The sequence below is a fragment of the Bradyrhizobium sp. 26S5 genome (assembly GCF_036923295.1).
In the GTDB taxonomy this organism is placed as follows: Bacteria; Pseudomonadota; Alphaproteobacteria; order Rhizobiales; family Xanthobacteraceae; genus Bradyrhizobium; species Bradyrhizobium septentrionale.
Map to the genome: position 1 here is coordinate 8455001 of NZ_CP145948.1, position 18799 is coordinate 8473799.

Here is an 18799-nt window from a genome sequence, read left to right on the forward strand (position 1 = left end):
CAAAGCTTCTTCGCAGCTCCCCACGGCTTATCGCAGCGTAGCACGTCCTTCATCGCCTCTCAGCGCCAAGGCATCCACCGAACACCCTTAAGGCACTTGATTGCTCTCATTATCAATGTCCACACACTCGGCAGAATGTTGTCTGTGTAACTGCCACTTAAGGCGCGCATCCTCGATGAATGCGATTGCACAGCCGGACATTGACTAGAAAGACCAGCTTGCTTCGTAAGATCGGCCCGATAGCGAGGCGGTCAAGCTTCGCTAAAAAGATCGTTTTACAACTCGCTCACCCCACTCATCTTGCGATGAACTGCGATGCGCGAGCGCCGAAAACGATCTGGAGATTATGAATGGTACCCGCGAATTACTCCGCAGATCCAAACTCGGATCGATCTCCTCTTTACGATGTCAGAAAACACGCACGTCACCGTCCATCCGGACCAATGAGTGCGAAGTGATGTTTCGCGGACGATTTGAACAGAGCTTCTTGAACAAGGCGCATTCTTGAGCTTCAATTCCACCTGGTGGAGCCAGACGGGATCGAACCGACGACCTCATGCTTGCAAAGCACGCGCTCTCCCAGCTGAGCTATGGCCCCGTACCAGAAGACGAATGCTCCGCACTCGATCAAAATGGTGGGCCTGGGAAGACTTGAACTTCCGACCTCACGCTTATCAAGCGCGCGCTCTAACCAACTGAGCTACAAGCCCCTAACACGAGAGGCATGCGCATGCCGGCGCGCAACCGACTCGCGCCGATGCATCGCTCAAGCGCTCAGCCCCTGGCGCGTGTTCGTCCGCGAAGAAAGAGAAACGAAGACGGCGAAATCCCGCCAATGGAGCTCAACAATCCTGAAACTGTTGGCCCCTGAATGTTTCTAAAACGATCCGATAGAACGCGTGAGCGATCTGAAGGATCATCCTTAGAAAGGAGGTGATCCAGCCGCAGGTTCCCCTACGGCTACCTTGTTACGACTTCACCCCAGTCGCTGACCCTACCGTGGCCGGCTGCCTCCCTTGCGGGTTAGCGCACCGTCTTCAGGTAAAACCAACTCCCATGGTGTGACGGGCGGTGTGTACAAGGCCCGGGAACGTATTCACCGTGGCGTGCTGATCCACGATTACTAGCGATTCCAACTTCATGGGCTCGAGTTGCAGAGCCCAATCCGAACTGAGACGGCTTTTTGAGATTTGCGAAGGGTCGCCCCTTAGCATCCCATTGTCACCGCCATTGTAGCACGTGTGTAGCCCAGCCCGTAAGGGCCATGAGGACTTGACGTCATCCCCACCTTCCTCGCGGCTTATCACCGGCAGTCTCCTTAGAGTGCTCAACTAAATGGTAGCAACTAAGGACGGGGGTTGCGCTCGTTGCGGGACTTAACCCAACATCTCACGACACGAGCTGACGACAGCCATGCAGCACCTGTCTCCGGTCCAGCCGAACTGAAGAACTCCATCTCTGGAGTCCGCGACCGGGATGTCAAGGGCTGGTAAGGTTCTGCGCGTTGCGTCGAATTAAACCACATGCTCCACCGCTTGTGCGGGCCCCCGTCAATTCCTTTGAGTTTTAATCTTGCGACCGTACTCCCCAGGCGGAATGCTTAAAGCGTTAGCTGCGCCACTAGTGAGTAAACCCACTAACGGCTGGCATTCATCGTTTACGGCGTGGACTACCAGGGTATCTAATCCTGTTTGCTCCCCACGCTTTCGTGCCTCAGCGTCAGTATCGGGCCAGTGAGCCGCCTTCGCCACTGGTGTTCTTGCGAATATCTACGAATTTCACCTCTACACTCGCAGTTCCACTCACCTCTCCCGAACTCAAGATCTTCAGTATCAAAGGCAGTTCTGGAGTTGAGCTCCAGGATTTCACCCCTGACTTAAAGACCCGCCTACGCACCCTTTACGCCCAGTGATTCCGAGCAACGCTAGCCCCCTTCGTATTACCGCGGCTGCTGGCACGAAGTTAGCCGGGGCTTATTCTTGCGGTACCGTCATTATCTTCCCGCACAAAAGAGCTTTACAACCCTAGGGCCTTCATCACTCACGCGGCATGGCTGGATCAGGCTTGCGCCCATTGTCCAATATTCCCCACTGCTGCCTCCCGTAGGAGTTTGGGCCGTGTCTCAGTCCCAATGTGGCTGATCATCCTCTCAGACCAGCTACTGATCGTCGCCTTGGTGAGCCATTACCTCACCAACTAGCTAATCAGACGCGGGCCGATCTTTCGGCGATAAATCTTTCCCCGTAAGGGCTTATCCGGTATTAGCACAAGTTTCCCTGTGTTGTTCCGAACCAAAAGGTACGTTCCCACGCGTTACTCACCCGTCTGCCGCTGACATATTGCTATGCCCGCTCGACTTGCATGTGTTAAGCCTGCCGCCAGCGTTCGCTCTGAGCCAGGATCAAACTCTCAAGTTGGACTTGAAACCTTGAACCGGCCGATCACAACGTTTGACGAGGTCCCACCATTCTTCGCCGACCGAAGTCGACGAGCTGTCCGCGATTCACATCGCTGACAACGATGGTGTAACCTTTAAAACGTGTACCGCCGAAGTCTTTCGTCCACCCTCAGAACGTCAAAAGCCGAAGCTTTCAAGTATTCCGAGGGACGCAAGGACTCCGCCGTCCACGTTTCTCTTTCTTCATCTTTACTTGTCAAACAGCCCGGGATCCGACGACCCCACACCCTAGAGGGTGGCTCTACCCTTCAGCAATCGATGGTAAACCCCAACCGATTTATGTCGGCTGTTGTGTCACTCATCGAAGTGAGGAGCATAAAGGGCGCGAATGCTTGCCTTGGCCGGTGGGCCAATGCAGCGCCGCGCTCAGTGGGTGTCTTATAGGCCCGCCCCTTCGGACCTGTCAACACTCATCGTCAAGAAATCGTCGCATGACGACAAACTTTTTTCAGGGGCGGAAAAGTCCCTGATATTTGGGGACCTTGCGCCGCACTTGAGCCACAATCCTGCGACGTTCTGGCTATAAGGTATGCATTGAACCGCTCGAAACCTGTGGGGGCTCGGGTGGTTTTTTCGGGGGACTAGGCGATTATCTCCAAGAACCCGTCGCCTCTTTCCCTACACGGCCGAGCAACATCGAGAGATCTTCACACCATTGACGTTCGAGATCGCGGCTAGCTAATGGCCATCGGCTTCTCGGCTTCGATGCGTGTGGCTCGCCACACTGCCGGAATTCCTCGTCGAGGAATCGAGGTGGGAACAGGGACGAGCAGAGGTCGATCGCAGTTGCTGGAATTTGGGGGGATACAGGGTTGAGCCAACGGGCGTCACGCGGAAGCGGCATTGGGCGCGAGACCGGGATGATCGATCTCGGTCACGAGCCGCCGCTTTCAGTCGACGGCACCGAGGCTGCGGTGATCGATCGCCGCCGTGTCTCCGTTCAATGGTTCAGCGGCACCATTCTGACTGGTCTATGTGGCGCGGCCCTGATCGGCGGCGCCGTTTTTGCGTCGCTCGACGGCGAAATGACTTTTGCCAAGGTGCCGGAGCGCGTCGAAGGCGCGCTGCGCGGCGCGTTCACCGGCAATGATCGCGTCGTCAGCGTACACAAGGGCGACCGCCTGCCGCCACCCAGCGAATCCTCCGCCTCCCGCAGCCTGGTGCGCGTATCGACCGTAACCCGCGTCGGCAATCGCGACGTGATGCGGGTGCGGCCCTTCATCCGCATTTCCGGCAATCTCTCGATGACCACGAGCGATCTGTCGGCAAAAATACCTGCGTTCAACGCGCAACGTCTTCTGACCGATGTCGGCTCCGACACGCCGGCGGCGACCGAGGATCCGAATGCGGCGGCCGAGCCGGACGCCGAGGTCTCTTTCGTCACCAAGGATCTGGCATCCGTGCTGCCGAAAGCGAAGCTCGCTGCCGTCGTCGCGCTCGATGACATCCTGATGCGGGTCCGCGACGCCGCCAATTGGCGCGGCTCCGGCAACTCAGTGCGCTACGCCTCACTCGCCAATGCCGCGGCCGACGCGACCGGCGCCGGGCCCGACATGAGGCTGGCCTACGCCACCGAGGGCAACGCCCCCGATCCCTATGCGGGCTTCGAGACCCGCGTGGTGCCGGAGAACGTCACCCTGCTGCCGAAGACCAAGGAGCAGGTTACCGGCGGCAATCCGACCGGCGAACGGGTTCACCTCGTCAAGAAGGGCGACAGCATCACCTCGATCCTGCGCGACCAGGGCGCAACGCCCGACGAGGCGAAGGCGATTGCCGCGACGCTCGGCCCGCGCGGCCGCGACGGCGGCCTGAAGGAAGGCCAGAAGGTACGAATCCTGATGGCGCCGGCGACTCCCGGACCGAATGTCAGGCTGCAGCCCTATCGCGTGATCGTCGCCAACGAATCCGTCGTCGAGGCCATCGCCGCACTGTCCGATATCGGCCGATACGTCGCCGTCGACGTGCAGAGCATGAACACCACGACCGACACCGCTGACAATTCCAGCGACGATGACGAGGATGATGGCAGCGGCGTGCGGCTCTATCAGAGCATTTACGAGACCGCGCTGCGCAACAAGGTGCCGCCGACCGTGATCGACGACATGGTCAAGATCTACTCCTACGACGTCGATTTCCAGCGCAAGGTGCAGCCCGGCGACAGCTTCGATGTGTACTATGCCGGCGAGGACGAGGGCGTCACCAGCACCGAAAAGACCGAAGTGCTCTATGCCGCGCTGACCGTGGGCGGCGAAACCAAGAAATATTACCGCTTCCAGAGCTCCGACGACGGCGTCGTCGACTACTATGACGAGACCGGCAAGAGCGCGAAGAAGTTTTTGGTGCGCAAGCCGGTCAACACCGCGATCATGCGTTCGGGCTTCGGCGGCCGCCGCCATCCGATCCTCGGCTATGTGAAGATGCACACCGGCGTCGACTGGGCCACCGCCTACGGCACGCCGATTTTTGCCTCCGGCAACGGCGTGCTCGAAAAGGTCGGGTACGAGGGCGGTTACGGCAAATATATCCGCATCAAGCATTCCAACGGCTACGAGACGGCCTATGGCCACATGTCGGCCTTCGCCAAGGGCATGGAGATCGGCAAGAAGGTGCGGCAGGGCCAAGTGATCGGCTTCGTCGGCTCGACCGGCCAGTCGACCGGCCCCCACGTCCACTACGAAATCCTGGTCAACGGCCGATTCGTCGATCCGATGCGCGTGAAACTTCCGCGCGGCCGCTCGCTCGAAGGTCCGATGCTCGCGGGCTTCGAGAAGGAGCGCGACCGGATCGAAGCCCAGATGTCGAGCCGCGGCAGCGCCCGCATCGTCTCGGACGCCACCAGTTCGACGTCGCAGACGCGCTCCACCAACCGCTGATGATGCAAGAGGCCGCCGGCCCGTCCGGCCGCGCAGATCCTACGAAACGCTGTAGGCGCAGCGCAGATACGATGCCGTTTCCAGGCCGTCACGCCGCCAGTTTCACTAAATTTCGCGCCGCAAGATGGGAACCCGAACGGCGATCATCCAGTTGATTCGTCAGTGAAACCTCCAATGGAGGGTGTCATGGAGAACTGGACGAACGCAAAACTGTGTGACGTCGCAAACCTGATCCTCGGCGCGATTCTCTTCCTGTCGCCGTGGCTGTTCAAGTTCGACGCCGGAACGGTTTCCACCAACGCCCACATCGTCGGCCTCGCGATGGCGATCCTTGCGATCGCCGCGCTCGCGGCATTCGCGGTCTGGGAGGAGTGGCTGAACCTCATCGTCGGGTTTTGGGCGCTGGTCTCGCCCTGGGTCCTGGGTTTCCAGGGAATGACCACCGCGACGACCGTGCACGTGGTGATCGGCATCGCCGTCGCGGTCCTTGCGGCGATCGAGCTCTGGGTAATGTCCCAGCATCCGCCTCGGCTCACAACGCACAGCTGAGCCTTGAACTGATGCGTCCCTGCCCGCCGGCGCGGATCGCCGGCGGACAGGGGTTGTGCTCAACGAAGATAGCACAAGGATTTGCGCCATGACCCCGCTCACCCGCGACGATGTGTTGAAGGCCGTCGGCCACGCCGATGACGTCACGATTGCCAGGATCATTGCATCGGGAGCTACCGTCACCGAGCTTGCCGAGGCGCAGGCCTGGCTCGCCAATGACGAGCCGCTGATCAATGCCGGCAGGCCATTGGCCACGGGCCGCGCCCGCGAGCTGGTCGACATCCTGTCCGAGCTCGAGCCCGCCGAGGACGACGAGCCCGGCGGCCTGTCGCCGCCGATCGTCCCGCAGGAGTGACTCGCAAACCAAATCCTCCCCGCGATCTGCGGGGAGGATTTTTTATTGTTGAGCCGTCAGTTCAGCTTGCGCTTCGAGACCGGGGCCTCGAACTGCACGATCTCGGCGGTTTTGGGCACCTGACCGTTGAAGGTCAGCACGTTACCCTTCTCCGAAATCTTGACGTGATCGCCGTCCCTGACCTCGCCGGCGAGGATCATTTCGGCCAGCGGGTCCTGCACGCTGCGCTGGATCACCCGCTTCAACGGACGGGCACCGTAAGCCGGATCCCAGCCCTTCTCGGCGAGCCAATCCCGCGCCTTCGCATCGAGCGCGAGCTCGATCTTGCGATCCTCGACCAGCTTGCGCAGCCGCGCGAACTGGATCTCGACGATGCGGCCCATCTCGCTCCTCTGGAGGCGGTGAAACAGGATGATCTCGTCGATGCGGTTCAGGAATTCCGGCCTGAAATGCGCCCGCACGACGCCCATCACCTTGTCGCGAACTGCCGCCGTGTCCTCGCCTTCCGGCTGATTCACCAGGAATTCCGAACCGAGGTTCGAGGTCATGATGATCAGCGTGTTGCGGAAGTCGACGGTGCGGCCCTGACCATCGGTCAGCCGGCCGTCGTCGAGCACCTGCAACAGCACGTTGAAGACGTCGGGATGCGCCTTCTCGATCTCGTCGAACAGCACGACCTGGTAGGGCCGGCGCCGCACGGCTTCGGTCAGGGCACCGCCCTCGTCGTAGCCGACATAGCCGGGAGGCGCGCCGATCAGCCGAGAGACCGAGTGCTTCTCCATGAACTCGGACATGTCGAGGCGGACCATCGCGGTCTCGTCGTTGAACAGGTCAGCGGCGAGCGCCTTCGTCAGCTCGGTCTTGCCGACGCCGGTCGGCCCTAAGAACATGAACGAGCCGGTCGGCCGGTTCGGGTCCTGCAGGCCCGCGCGGGCACGGCGCACGGCGGTTGCCACCGCACGCACGGCTTCGGCCTGGCCGACGACGCGCTTGGCGAGCGAATCCTCCATTTTCAGGAGCTTGTCCTTTTCGCCCTCGAGCATCTTGTCGACCGGAACGCCGGTCCAGCGCGAGACGACCTGCGCGATGTGGTTGGCGGTAACCGCCTCCTCGATCATCTCGCCGCCGCTCTGCTTGCTGCTTTCGGCCGCCTCGATGTCGGCGAGCTTCTTCTCTAGCGCGGGGATCCGGCCATAGGCCAGCTCGCCCGCCTTCTGGAATTCGCCGCGACGCTGCGCGTTGGCAAGCTCGACGCGGAGCGCATCGAGTTCGCTCTTCAGCTTCTGGGCATTGGAGAGCTTGTTTTTCTCCGCGCTCCAGCGTGCCGTCAGCGCCGCCGACCTCTCCTCGAGTCCGGCGAGCTCCTTCTCCAGGGTCTGCAGGCGGTTCTTGGAGCCGGCATCGTTCTCCTTCTTCAGCGCCTCCTGCTCGATCTTCAGCCGGATGATGTCGCGATCCAGCGAATCGAGCTCTTCGGGCTTGGAATCGACCTGCATTTTCAGCCGGGCCGCCGCCTCGTCCATCAGGTCGATAGCCTTGTCCGGCAGGAAACGGTCGGTGATGTAGCGGTTCGACAGCGTGGTCGCAGCCACCAGCGCGGAGTCGGTGATGCGCACGCCGTGATGCTGCTCGTATTTGTCCTTCAGGCCGCGCAGGATCGAGATGGTGTCCTCGACCGTCGGCTCGCTGACATAGATCGGCTGGAACCGGCGGGCCAGCGCGGCATCCTTCTCGACATGCTTGCGGTACTCGTCGAGCGTGGTCGCACCGATACAGTGCAGCTCACCGCGCGCGAGCGCAGGCTTCAGCAGGTTGGACGCGTCCATCGCGCCGTCGGCCTTGCCGGCGCCGATCAGCGTGTGCATCTCGTCGATGAACAGGATGATGCCGCCCTCGGCGGTCGAGACCTCCTGCAAGACGGATTTCAGCCGCTCCTCGAACTCGCCGCGATATTTCGCGCCGGCGATCAGGGCACCCATGTCGAGCGACAAGAGCTTCTTGTCCTTCAGGCTCTCCGGCACGTCGCCATTGAGGATGCGCAGCGCCAGGCCCTCGACGATCGCGGTCTTGCCGACGCCGGGCTCACCGATCAGAACGGGATTGTTCTTGGTCCGCCGCGACAGAACTTGAATCGTGCGCCGGATCTCCTCGTCACGGCCGATCACCGGGTCGAGCTTGCCGTCGCGCGCCGCCTGGGTCAGGTCGCGGGCATATTTCTTCAGCGCGTCATAGGCGTTCTCGGCGGTCGCGCTGTCAGCAGTGCGGCCCTTGCGCAGCGCTTCGATCGCCGCGTTCAGGTTCTGCGCCGTGACGCCGCCCTTGCTCAGGATAGAGGCCGCCTCGCTGCCTTTCTCGAGCGTGAGCCCGAGCAGCAGCCGCTCGACGGTGACAAAGCTGTCGCCGGCCTTGTCGGCAGCCTTTTCCGCCGCGTCGAAGGCACGCGCCAGCTCCGGCGACAGGTAGACCTGCCCGGCACCATTGCCCGAGACTTTCGGCAGCTTGTTCAGCGCCTCTTCGGTGGCTTTCAGGATCGCTCTGGAATTGCCGCCTGCACGGTCGATCAGACCTCCGGCCAGCCCCTCATTGTCGTCCAGCAGCACCTTTAGCAGATGCAACGGCGAGAACTGCTGGTGACCGTCGCGCATTGCGAGCGACTGGGCAGACTGGATGAATCCGCGCGAGCGCTCGGTGTACTTCTCAATGTTCATTCGTTTTCCCTCGGCCTGCCGTCGCCACCCATTCAGGCATGACAACAGCATCTTCATTGGGTTTCCGCGGGCCGCGTTGACGTTCCTCAACCAGCCTCTGGTCGTCGCCATCATTTTTCAGGCTTGCCGCAGATGTGGGCACTTGGTTCCAAAACGGAAGAGCCACAGTCTGCGATTTCACCTGGTGGAGCTCAGCGCCGCACGATGGCGACAAGGTAGCGGCAGGGCTGAGCAGTTTCGTTACGGAAGACGATGTCCGATGGCGGGCCGAGCTCGACACGGTCACCCGCAGCGAGCTCGTGGCGGACCGCCCCTTCCATCAAGGTGAGGCGGCCGCTGATCACCCACACCACCTGGCGGACCAGGTGATAGGCGCTGGCGGGGAAGCCGGCTTCCTGGCGGGCAGGCAGCTCGATCTCCACCAGTTCCAGCGGATTGGCCGGATGCAGGAACACCTGCCGCCGCAGATAGGCCACCTTCGGATCGCGCCACACCGGCTGATCCTTGGCCCGCTGTAGGCGGGAACTGCCTGACGCAACCTCGAACAGCGCCGCCATGGTCAGGCCGTAGGCCGTGGCGATCCGCGACAGCGTCGCCGCCGTCGGGCTTGCCTCAGCCCGCTCGATCTTGCTCAGCATGGCCTTGGACACGCCTGCCCGGCCAGCGAGTTCCGCCAGCGACCAGCCGCGGCCCTCCCGCTCGGCGCGAACCCGCCGCCCGAGAGCATCATCGGCCTTGTCCTCTATAATTGACATATTGTCTTATATAGTGGACAACCGGGGTTGTTCAAGAGGCCCGTCGAGGAACCGCTGATGATCATCCGCCCCGCCACCGAGCAGGACATTCCTGCGATCACCGCGATCTTCAACGAGGCGGTCGCCAACTCGAACGCGATCTGGACCGAGAAGCGGGATACCGACGCCGAGCGGCTGGCCTGGATGAGGGCGCGGCAGGCGTTGGGTTATCCGGTGCTGGTGGCCGTCGAGGGGACGACGGTGCTCGGCTACGGCACGTTCGGCGATTTCCGGGCCTTTCCCGGCTATCGCTACAGCGTCGAACACAGCATCTATATCCACGCCGATCATCGCGGCCGCGGCCTTGGCCGCGTCATCATCGACGAGCTCGTCGCCGCTGCGATGGCGCTCGGCAAGCACGTCATGATCGCCGGCATCGACGGCGGCAATCAGCCCTCGCTGCGGCTGCATGCGCAGGCCGGCTTCGTCGAGGTTGCCCGGATGCCGGAGGTCGGGCGCAAGTTCGGCCGCTGGCTCGATCTGGTGTTCATGCAGCGCGTGCTGGATGAGGCCGGCGCGGCGCGGCCTGACTAGCTGCCTTACTAATGGCGGCGGTTCTCCTCGCGCGCCAAACAGGCTAGAGCGGGCGGATGGACACTACGCAAGCTTCCTCCGCCCGGATCACAGGCATCTATCGCTACCCGGTCAAGGGACTCACGCCCGAGCCCCTGCCCCGTACCGAGCTCAAGATCGGCCAGACGCTGCGCTCGGATCGCCGCTACGCGATCGAGAACGGCCCGAGCGGTTTCGATCCGTCGGCGCCGAAATGGTTGGCGAAGCCGCATTTCCTGATGCTGCAGCGGGACGAGTGGCTGGCGCCGCTGCGCACCCATTTCGACGATGACAGCCATGTGCTGACGCTGCGCCGCGACGGCGCGATGCTGGCCCAGGGCGATCTCGAGACCGAAGCAGGGCGCGCGGCGATCGAGCGCTATTTCGCCGACCGTCATGCCAGCCAGATCAAGGGACCGCCCAAGGTCCTGGTCAGCCCGGGGCACAGCTTTTCCGACGTCCCGCGCAAGGTGGTCTCGATCATCAACCTGGCGAGCCTGCGGGCGATCGAGGAGATGGTACAGGCGCCGGTCCATCCGTTGCGCTTCCGCGCCAACCTCTATGTCGAGGGCTGGCCGGCCTGGCACGAAGCCAGCCTGCTCGACCAGACCATTGCGATCGGCAGCGCACGGGCCAGGGTGGTGAAGCGCATCACCCGTTGCGCCGCGGTCAATGTCGATCCCGAGACCGGCGTGCGCGACCTCTCGGTCCCGAACACGCTGATGCAGCGCTTCGGCAACAATGAATGTGGCATCTACGCCGAGATCATCAGTGACGGCGATGCGGCCGTCGGCGACACGATTGCCGCCGAACAGCCGATGGCTTCGTAGGCCGGGCAAGGCGCGCATGCGCCGTGCCCAGCTTTCGGCGGATCAGTTGGTCGGCATCACGTAGGCGTAGATCCGGCCGCGTGAGACCGGTGCCTCGCGGACGCGATGGCCGCTGTTGCCCGAGATCATGATCGGATTGCCCTTGACATCGACGCCGGTGATGATGCCGACGTGACCGCCGCCGCGGCGGCTCATCACGGCGATGGCGCCGACCTGCGGCCCGGAAACGCGCTCACCGTATTTGGCGAACGAGCTCGCCATGTCGGAGCCGGTGCCGCGATAGCCGGTGTGCTGCAGCACCATGTTCATGAAGCGCGCGCACCACAGGCTACGGCGGTCGGTCGGATTGCCGCCGAGATAGCGGCGCGCCTCGGCGACGATGCCCGACGAGCCGAAGCCGCTTGCAGCACTCACGCCGCCGGTGTTGGGCACGGCTTCAATGCCGGGCATCACGGCCGCGTTGGCCTCGGTAAGGGCTGTGGCCTGCGTCAGCGCGCGGCGCTCGGAGCGCGACAGCCGCGCGGCGTGGCGATAGTGATGACGGGCATAGTGCCGCGCGTGATGGCCGGCATGGGCCGAATGCGCGTGACGCGAATGATGCGGACGGGCGGACGCCGGAGCGGCGGAGATCACGGCGAGCGTGAGCGAACACAGAGCCAGTGCCAAAACCCGAAGCGACCGGCGATACGCAAGCAACTGAACCATACTTCTCGAGATCCTCTGTAACACCCCGATTCCCCATCGCGTTCCCTTGGGAACGCGGCGGTGGTTTTGAAATTCGGGATGTGGCGAGAGGAAGATTTCATGCGGCGCTGCGGAAACGATTTCTGGGTCATTCCGCGCAAACTCCATGACCAAAAATAATCGGAGCTGCCGCATTGCGGCCGCGAAAATTAATTGCAAATCTGAGGCTGGCCAACGAGAGGAGAATTTCAATGCCCCACGCCGTCGCGAAAGATAATGTCCGCCTGCATTTCGAAGAGGCAGGCCACGGAACCCCGATCATCTTCCTGCACGAGTTCGCCGCGGACCACACCAATTGGGAACCGCAGATGCGCTACCTCTCGCGCGGACACCGCTGCATCGCCTATTCCGCGCGCGGCTACACGCCGTCGGACGTGCCGCCGTCTGCCGACGTCTACACCTACAAGCATTTCTACACCGACGCGCTTGCGGTGCTCGACCACCTCGACATCGCGAAGGCCCACTTCATCGGCCTGTCGATGGGCTCCTATTCGTCGCTGCAGGTCGCCCTCAATGCGCCCGAGCGCGCGCTTTCGATGACGCTCGCCGCGGTCGGCTCCGGCTCCAGCCTCGAGAATCTCGAAGCCTTCCGCGCGCAGTGCCGCGCCAATGCCGAGCAATATGAGACCATCGGCTCGGTCGAGGTCGCCAAGGTGACGCGCGAGGCGCCGAGCCGGATTCCGTTCCTGGTCAAGGATCCGCGCGGCCATGCCGACTTCTACGCCGCGCTCGCCCGCCATGACGCCAAGGGCTCGGCCAACACGATGCGCAGCTTTCAAGGCGGCAGGCCTTCGATCTACACCATGACCGAGGCCGTCAAGCGCGCGGCCACGCCGGCGCTGATCCTGTGCGGCGACGAGGACGACAATTGCATCGCGCCCAGCATGTTCCTGAAGCAGCATCTGCCGGCCGCCGGCCTGTCGTTCTTCCCGAAGTCGGGTCACGTGCTCAACCTCGAGGAACCGGCGCTGTTCAACGAGATGGTGGAGCGCTTCATCGCGCTGGTCGAGGCGGGCCGCTGGCCGGTGCGCGATCCGAGATCGCTGGTGGCGGCGCCGGTTTGACGCGACACGCACCGATCACTTCCCCTGCCCACCCCGGCTGAGCAGGAACACGCCCTGCTCGCCGAACATGTTCCACACCCACCACGGCAGATTGAGCGGCACCGGGCGGCCGTAGAGATCGAGCGCGACCGCGCGCTCCATCTTGACGTTGATCTCGTCGCAGAGCTGCACGAAATCCTTGATGGTGCAGAAATGGATGTTTGACGTGTCGTACCAGCTTGCCGGCAAATTCTCGGTGCGCGGCATGTGGCCGCCGATCAGGAGCTGCAGCCGCATCTTCCAGAAGCCGAAATTCGGGAACGAGACGATCGCGCGCTGGCCGATGCGCAACAGATTCTCCAGCACCACCTTCGGCTGCCGCGTCGCCTGCAGCGTCTGCGACAGGATCACGTAGTCGAAGGCGTCATCGGGATAATTCACGAGGTCGGTGTCGGCGTCGCCCTGCACCACCGCCAGCCCCTTGGCGACGCAGCCGTTGACGCCCTCGCGCGACAGCTCGATGCCCCGGCCGTCGATGCCGCGGCTCTCCAAAAGCTGCAGCAATTCGCCGTCGCCGCAGCCGACGTCGAGCACGCGCGAGCCCGGCCGCACCATGTCGGCGACCAATAGATGATCGGTGCGATAGCTGCCGGTTCGCTCGGGCGCGACGCCCGGCAACGGCAATGTCTGCTGCATGCTCATGATTGGCCGCCGCCGCCGTTCAGTCCGCGCGCCTTGCCTGCGGCCTGCAGGAAGGCGCGGGAGATCTCCAGGAATTCGGGCACGTCGAGCAGGAAGGCGTCGTGGCCCCTGTCGGTCTCGATCTCGGCGAACGACACCCGTGCGCTCGACGCGTTCAACGCATGCACCAGCGCACGCGATTCCGAGGTCGGAAACAGCCAGTCGCTGGTGAACGACACCACGCAGAAGCGCGTCTTGATGCCGGCGAACGCCTTCGCCAGCACGCCGCCATGGTCGCCGGCGATGTCGAAATAGTCCATCGCGCGGGTCAGATAGAGATAGGAGTTAGCGTCGAAGCGCTCGACAAAGGACGAGCCCTGGTAGCGCAGATAGCTCTCGACCTGGAAATCCGCATCGAACGAGAAGGTCGGCAGCTCGCGGTCCTGCATCCGCCGCCCGAACTTGCGGTGCAGCGCGGCGTCCGACAGATAGGTGATGTGTGCGGCCATGCGCGCGACAGCCAATCCGCGATGCGGATGCGTGTCCTCGTCGACATAGCGGCCGCCGCGCCAGTCCGGATCGGCCATCACAGCCTGGCGGCCGAGCTCGTGGAACGCGATGTTCTGCGCCGAGTGGCGCGTCGAGCAGGCGATCGCGAGCGTCGAGAACACGCGGTCGGGATAGGCCGCGGTCCATTGCAGCACCTGCATGCCGCCCATCGAGCCGCCGACCACGCAGAACAGCGTGGTGACGCCGAGCCGATCGATCAGCATCGCCTGCGCGCGCACCATGTCGGGGATCGTGATGATCGGGAAATCGAGCCCCCACACCTTGCCGGTCGCAGGATTCAGCGACGCCGGCCCGGTCGAGCCCATGCAGCCGCCGATCACGTTGGAGCAGATGATGAAGTATTTTTCGGGATCGATCGGCTTGCCCGCGCCGACCATAGTGTCCCACCAGCCGGGCTTGCCGGTGACGGGATGGGTGTTGTTGACGTGCTGGTCGCCGGTCAGCGCGTGGCAAACCAGGATCGCATTCGAGCGGTCGGCATTGAGCTCGCCATAGGTCTGGTAGGCGACCTGGAATGGCGCGAGATCGATGCCGCAATCGAGCTTCAGCGGCTGGTCCATCCCGAACTTCGTCAGCAATGACGACGGATGATCGGCCTCATGGGCGCGATCATCGCTCTGGGTTTGTGGGCTCGATATCGGACGCACATTGCTCATCTAGGCGACCCTGCCTCCGCGCGGGAGGGCTCGACGGACCTCAGGCCAATAAAAAACCCGGCCTGAACAAAGGTTCGGCCGGGAGCTGATAAGGTCCCCGGCCTGTTTAGCGAGTTGTTTAACGTGGCTGCAAGCCGGCCGGCTCAAATGACCACGGGACGCTGGGAACGTAGTCCCCGGCTCCCCCGCCGTCAAGGCAGCCAGATCCCCGGCCGATTGGTTAACCGAATGCGCAAGGCACGCCTGCGACGTTTCTCTTTGCTTTCGGTGGCTGTCTTTTCTAATCAGGGACCCTGTCTGACGCGGCATCGGGCCGCGCGGACAACAAGGTTTTAGAGCATGTCCAAGCCACCCCCGTCGCCGCCCTCGCTGCAGGAGCTGCGCAAGGAGATCGATGCGATCGACGAGCAGGTTCACCGCCTGTTGATGGCGCGCGGCGACATCATCGACCGCCTGATCCAGGTCAAGAAGACCCAGGAAGTCGGCTCGGCGTTCCGCCCGGCGCGCGAGGCCAGCATGATGCGCGAGCTGGTGCAGCGCCATCGCGGCATCCTGCCGCTCGACACCATCGAGAGCATCTGGCGCGTCATCATCTCGACCTTCACTTACGTTCAGGCGCCGTTCGCGGTGCATGCCGATGTTTCCGTCGGCGAGTCCGCGATGCGCGACTCGGCGCGGTTTCACTTCGGCTTCGTGGTGCCTTACGTCTCGCATTTCAGCGCGCAGGCCGCGGTCGAGGCGGTGGCAAAATCGAAGGGCGACCTCGCGCTGGTCTCCGCGATCGCGAGCCGCACGCCGTGGTGGAACGCGCTGGAAGCCGATGGCGCACCGAAGATCATTGCGCGGCTGCCATTCCTCGAACGCGCCGACCATCCCGCCGCGCTGCCGGTGTTCGTGATCTCGCGGGTCGCCGACGACGCCATGGTGACCGAGGTCGAGATGTGGAGCGTGCGCGTCTCCGGCTGGAACGCCGATGTCGCCCGCGCCCTGGCCCCGCTCGCCGAGATCGTCGCGGTCCCCGACACCGCCTTCGACGGCGCGGCCTTGCTGGTCTCGGTCACCGGGCACGACCTTAAGAACAAGGGCTTCGAGAAGATCAAGTTCGCGCTGATCGAGGCCGGCGCCTCGGTCCGCTCTTCGGCCCTCGTCGGCAGCCACGCAACGCGCTATACGGTGCCCTCTAACGGGTCGGCCAAAAGCTAGCCGCCCGTAGATCCGGAGTTGATAATGTCCCGCCCCGTGCCGAACCCCGGCATTCTCGATATTGCACCCTATACGCCCGGCAAGAGCCCGGTGCCGGAACCGGGCCGCAAGGTGTTCAAGCTGTCCGCCAACGAGACGCCTTTCGGGCCGTCGCCGAAGGCGATCGCGGCCTACAAGGCCGCGGCTGACCATCTCGAGGATTATCCGGAGGGCACCTCGCGCGTGCTGCGCGAGGCGATCGGCCGTGCCTATGGCCTCGATCCCGACCGCATCATCTGCGGCGCCGGCTCCGACGAGATCCTCAATCTGCTGGCGCACACCTATCTCGCACCCGGCGACGAGGCGATCTCGACCACGCATGGCTTCCTGGTCTACCCGATCGCCACCATGGCGAACGGCGCCAGGAACGTGATCGCGGCCGAGACCAACTTCACGGCCGATGTCGACGCCATTCTCAAGGTGGTGACGCCGCGCACAAAACTGGTCTGGCTCGCCAACCCGAACAATCCGACCGGCACCTATCTGCCGTTCGACGAGGTCAAGCGCCTGCGCGCGGCGCTGCCCTCGCACGTGCTGCTGGTGATCGACGCCGCCTATGCCGATTACGTCTCGCGCAACGATTATGAGCTCGGCATCGAGCTGGTCGCGACGACGGACAATACGGTGGTGACGCACACCTTCTCGAAGATCCACGGCCTTGCCGCGCTGCGGATCGGCTGGATGTTCGGCCCGGCGCATATCGTCGATGCCTGCAACCGCATCCGCGGTCCGTTCAACGTCACGACGCCGGCGATGCTGGCGGCGGTGGCGGCGATCGAGGACTCTGCGCATGTGCAGATGTCGCGGACCCATACCGAGCAGTGGCGCAACTGGCTGACCGAGGAGATCGGCAAGCTCGGGCTGAAGGTGACACCGAGCGTCGCCAATTTCGTGCTGATCCATTTCCCGACCGACAAGGGCAAGACCGCGGCGGAAGCCGACGCCTATCTCACGCGGCGCGGCCTCGTGCTGCGCGCGCTCAACAATTACAAGCTGCCGCATGCGCTGCGCATGACCATTGGCACCGAAGAAGCCAACCGCCTCGTGGTCGAGGGACTGCGCGACTTCCTGGCCGGAAAGTGACATCGTGACCACCGCTCCGCTCTTCAACCGCATCGCACTGATCGGCTTCGGCCTGATCGGCGGCTCGATCGCGCGCGGCGCCCGCGCGCAGGGGCTGGTCGGCGAGATCGTGACCACCGCGCGCTCGGAGAAGACGCGCGCGCGCGTCGCCGAGCTCGGCATCGTCGATCGCGTCGTCGAGACCAATGTCGAGGCGGTCAAGGATGCCGACCTCGTCATCCTCTGCATCCCGGTCGGCGCCTGCGGCCCGGTGGCGGCCGAGATCGCTGGCCATCTGAAGCCCGGCGCCATCATCTCCGACGTCGGCTCGGTGAAGGGCGCCGTCGTCAAGGACATGGCGCCGCATCTGCCTGGCGGCGTGCACTTCGTGCCGGCGCATCCGGTGGCCGGCACCGAGCATTCGGGGCCGGATTCCGGCTTCGCCGAGCTCTTCATCAACCGCTGGTGCATCCTGACGCCGCCCGAAGGCACCGATCCCGCTGCGACCGACCGGCTGCGCGCGTTCTGGGCCGCGCTCGGCGCCAAGGTCGAGATCATGACGCCGGACCATCATGACCTCGTGCTCGCGATCACCAGCCATCTGCCGCATCTGATCGCCTACACCATCGTCGGCACCGCCGACGAGCTGGCGCAGGTGACGGAATCCGAGGTCATCAAGTTCTCCGCCGGCGGTTTCCGCGACTTCACCCGCATCGCGGCGTCGGACCCGACGATGTGGCGCGACGTGTTCCTCGCCAACAAGGAGGCGGTGCTCGAGATGCTCGGCACCTTCACCGAGGACCTGTCGAAGCTGACCCGCGCGATCCGCCGCGGCCACGGCCAAGCCTTGTTCGACCACTTCACCCGCACCCGCGCCATCCGCCGCGGCATCGTCGAGACCGGCCAGGATTCCGCGGCGCCGGATTTCGGCCGGCCGCATGCGAATTTGAAGAAGTAGGATCACGCGTACCGCTTTCTCCACTTCGTCGTCCTGGCGAAAGCCAGGGGACCCATAACCACCGCATTCGGTGATGAAGGGGATCGTGGCCCCAGCGTCGCGCAACAATTCAGATTTGGGGTAATGGGTCCTGGCTTACGCCAGGACGACCATGAGGATGGTTCTCGATTCAATCTGTCAAACAGCCTGTTCGGTGTCATCACCCGCGCATGCGGGTGATCCAGTATTCCAGAGACGCCAGCGATTGAAACGATAGGCCGCGGCGTACTGGATCGCCCGGTCCCGTCTACGCCAAGGCTTCGACGAGGCCACGAATCCCTGGCACGCCGAAGCTTTAGCGAAGGCGGCGAGCCGGGCGATGACAGTGTGGGTGGGGACACAGCTTCGCGTTCTCGCGACATGATTTGTCCGAGCTTTGCGTCTCGTCTCGCCCTCTCCTCAAACAGAGGGCGCAGGGAAAGCCGGGTGCCGATCGCACCCATGGGTCCCGCGTAGTAAAAAACGCGGGAGGTAGGACCACAGGTGTAACCGGAAACACTCCGGCTTTCCCTGCGCGATGGGTTACGGCTTATTTCGCGCTCTCCCCGGCGAGACTGGGCTTGTTTGTCACCGCCTTCACAAGACGCGATAGCGTTTTGTGAAAAGACACCTACCACTAGGTGGTGTGGACTCTAAGGATTCCCTTTTAGGAGCAAATCAGATTCAAGGCTGCTTTTGGGGAGGC

General features: G+C 63.3%; 14 protein-coding genes, 2 tRNA genes, 2 rRNA genes and 1 riboswitch (1 of these 19 only partly in view). Of the genes, 9 read left to right on the forward strand and 9 right to left on the reverse strand.

What is annotated here, in order from left to right:
• The 4 genes from V5279_RS40055 to V5279_RS40070 all read right to left on the reverse strand — a co-directional run.
• Positions 1-102 (reverse strand): 23S ribosomal RNA (locus V5279_RS40055) (it extends 2744 nt beyond the left edge of the window).
• 420 nt (positions 103-522) lie between these two features.
• Positions 523-598, reverse strand: a tRNA-Ala gene (locus V5279_RS40060).
• Positions 599-633: 35 nt separating this feature from the next.
• Positions 634-710, reverse strand: a tRNA-Ile gene (locus tag V5279_RS40065).
• 216 nt (positions 711-926) lie between these two features.
• A 16S ribosomal RNA gene (locus V5279_RS40070) occupies positions 927-2417 on the reverse strand.
• Together the 16S and 23S rRNA genes with 2 tRNA genes alongside form the textbook arrangement of a ribosomal RNA operon.
• An 853-nt stretch (positions 2418-3270) precedes the next feature.
• Here V5279_RS40070 and V5279_RS40075 point away from each other — a divergent pair.
• From V5279_RS40075 to V5279_RS40085, 3 genes are all read left to right on the forward strand, one after another.
• Positions 3271-5331: a M23 family metallopeptidase gene (locus tag V5279_RS40075; protein ID WP_051346107.1), complete on the forward strand. Its 2061-nt coding sequence runs from the start codon at positions 3271-3273 to the stop codon at positions 5329-5331.
• A gap of 186 nt (positions 5332-5517) precedes the next feature.
• Positions 5518-5880 (forward strand): SPW repeat protein, encoded by a 363-nt coding sequence (locus V5279_RS40080; protein WP_338692338.1) that lies wholly within the window; start codon positions 5518-5520, stop codon positions 5878-5880.
• An 88-nt stretch (positions 5881-5968) separates the two neighbouring features.
• Positions 5969-6235: a hypothetical protein gene (locus V5279_RS40085; protein WP_338692339.1), complete on the forward strand. Its 267-nt coding sequence runs from the start codon at positions 5969-5971 to the stop codon at positions 6233-6235.
• Between the two features lie 56 nt (positions 6236-6291).
• On the opposite strand, the gene clpB is transcribed toward V5279_RS40085, so the two are convergent.
• Both clpB and V5279_RS40095 read right to left on the reverse strand, forming a co-directional pair.
• On the reverse strand, positions 6292-8943 hold the full coding sequence (gene clpB / locus V5279_RS40090; protein WP_338692340.1) for an ATP-dependent chaperone ClpB: 2652 nt from the start codon (positions 8941-8943) through the stop codon (positions 6292-6294).
• A gap of 191 nt (positions 8944-9134) precedes the next feature.
• Positions 9135-9698: an XRE family transcriptional regulator gene (locus V5279_RS40095; RefSeq protein WP_338692341.1), complete on the reverse strand. Its 564-nt coding sequence runs from the start codon at positions 9696-9698 to the stop codon at positions 9135-9137.
• A gap of 57 nt (positions 9699-9755) precedes the next feature.
• Between V5279_RS40095 and V5279_RS40100 the strand changes: the two genes are divergently transcribed.
• Both V5279_RS40100 and V5279_RS40105 read left to right on the forward strand, forming a co-directional pair.
• Positions 9756-10271, forward strand: a complete 516-nt coding sequence (locus V5279_RS40100) for a GNAT family N-acetyltransferase (RefSeq protein ID WP_166307568.1) — start codon at positions 9756-9758, stop codon at positions 10269-10271.
• 56 nt (positions 10272-10327) lie between these two features.
• A complete protein-coding gene (locus V5279_RS40105) occupies positions 10328-11119 on the forward strand; it encodes an MOSC domain-containing protein (protein WP_338692342.1) in 792 nt (263 codons plus the stop codon).
• Positions 11120-11161: 42 nt separating this feature from the next.
• Here V5279_RS40105 and V5279_RS40110 read toward each other — a convergent pair whose 3' ends face one another.
• On the reverse strand, positions 11162-11824 hold the full coding sequence (locus V5279_RS40110) for a TIGR02594 family protein (RefSeq protein ID WP_338692343.1): 663 nt from the start codon (positions 11822-11824) through the stop codon (positions 11162-11164).
• Positions 11825-12054: 230 nt separating this feature from the next.
• Between V5279_RS40110 and V5279_RS40115 the strand changes: the two genes are divergently transcribed.
• The gene (locus V5279_RS40115; protein WP_338692344.1) at positions 12055-12927 is read left to right on the forward strand and encodes an alpha/beta hydrolase; all 873 of its coding nucleotides are present in this window, start codon (positions 12055-12057) and stop codon (positions 12925-12927) included.
• A 15-nt stretch (positions 12928-12942) separates the two neighbouring features.
• Here V5279_RS40115 and metW read toward each other — a convergent pair whose 3' ends face one another.
• Positions 12943-13608, reverse strand: coding sequence for a methionine biosynthesis protein MetW (gene metW / locus V5279_RS40120; protein ID WP_029079707.1), 666 nt, complete (start codon positions 13606-13608; stop codon positions 12943-12945).
• Entirely contained in the window at positions 13605-14813 is a 1209-nt protein-coding gene (gene metX, locus V5279_RS40125) for a homoserine O-acetyltransferase MetX (protein ID WP_338692345.1), read from the reverse strand. The genes metW and metX overlap by 4 nt, the downstream gene beginning before the upstream one ends.
• An 85-nt stretch (positions 14814-14898) precedes the next feature.
• Positions 14899-14978: riboswitch (SAM riboswitch) on the reverse strand.
• 174 nt (positions 14979-15152) lie between these two features.
• Between metX and V5279_RS40130 the strand changes: the two genes are divergently transcribed.
• The 3 genes from V5279_RS40130 to V5279_RS40140 are packed head-to-tail and all read left to right on the forward strand — an operon-like array spanning position 15153 to position 18075.
• Positions 15153-16016: a chorismate mutase gene (locus V5279_RS40130; RefSeq protein ID WP_338692346.1), complete on the forward strand. Its 864-nt coding sequence runs from the start codon at positions 15153-15155 to the stop codon at positions 16014-16016.
• Positions 16017-16040: 24 nt separating this feature from the next.
• Entirely contained in the window at positions 16041-17138 is a 1098-nt protein-coding gene (hisC, locus tag V5279_RS40135) for a histidinol-phosphate transaminase (RefSeq protein WP_338692347.1), read from the forward strand.
• Positions 17139-17142: 4 nt separating this feature from the next.
• Positions 17143-18075, forward strand: coding sequence for a prephenate/arogenate dehydrogenase family protein (locus V5279_RS40140; RefSeq protein ID WP_338692348.1), 933 nt, complete (start codon positions 17143-17145; stop codon positions 18073-18075).
• Positions 18076-18799 lie beyond the last annotated feature (724 nt).

Bases quoted from the DNA above. Each gene is read 5' to 3' on its own strand.
- V5279_RS40080 (WP_338692338.1), top strand. From the start codon at position 5,518: ATGGAGAACTGGACGAACGCAAAACTGTGTGACGTCGCAAACCTGATC.
- V5279_RS40085 (WP_338692339.1), top strand. From the start codon at position 5,969: ATGACCCCGCTCACCCGCGACGATGTGTTGAAGGCCGTCGGCCACGCC.
- clpB (WP_338692340.1), bottom strand. From the start codon at position 8,943: ATGAACATTGAGAAGTACACCGAGCGCTCGCGCGGATTCATCCAGTCT.
- V5279_RS40095 (WP_338692341.1), bottom strand. From the start codon at position 9,698: ATGTCAATTATAGAGGACAAGGCCGATGATGCTCTCGGGCGGCGGGTT.
- V5279_RS40100 (WP_166307568.1), top strand. From the start codon at position 9,756: ATGATCATCCGCCCCGCCACCGAGCAGGACATTCCTGCGATCACCGCG.
- V5279_RS40105 (WP_338692342.1), top strand. From the start codon at position 10,328: ATGGACACTACGCAAGCTTCCTCCGCCCGGATCACAGGCATCTATCGC.
- V5279_RS40110 (WP_338692343.1), bottom strand. From the start codon at position 11,824: ATGGTTCAGTTGCTTGCGTATCGCCGGTCGCTTCGGGTTTTGGCACTG.
- V5279_RS40115 (WP_338692344.1), top strand. From the start codon at position 12,055: ATGCCCCACGCCGTCGCGAAAGATAATGTCCGCCTGCATTTCGAAGAG.
- metW (WP_029079707.1), bottom strand. From the start codon at position 13,608: ATGAGCATGCAGCAGACATTGCCGTTGCCGGGCGTCGCGCCCGAGCGA.
- metX (WP_338692345.1), bottom strand. From the start codon at position 14,813: ATGAGCAATGTGCGTCCGATATCGAGCCCACAAACCCAGAGCGATGAT.
- V5279_RS40130 (WP_338692346.1), top strand. From the start codon at position 15,153: ATGTCCAAGCCACCCCCGTCGCCGCCCTCGCTGCAGGAGCTGCGCAAG.
- hisC (WP_338692347.1), top strand. From the start codon at position 16,041: ATGTCCCGCCCCGTGCCGAACCCCGGCATTCTCGATATTGCACCCTAT.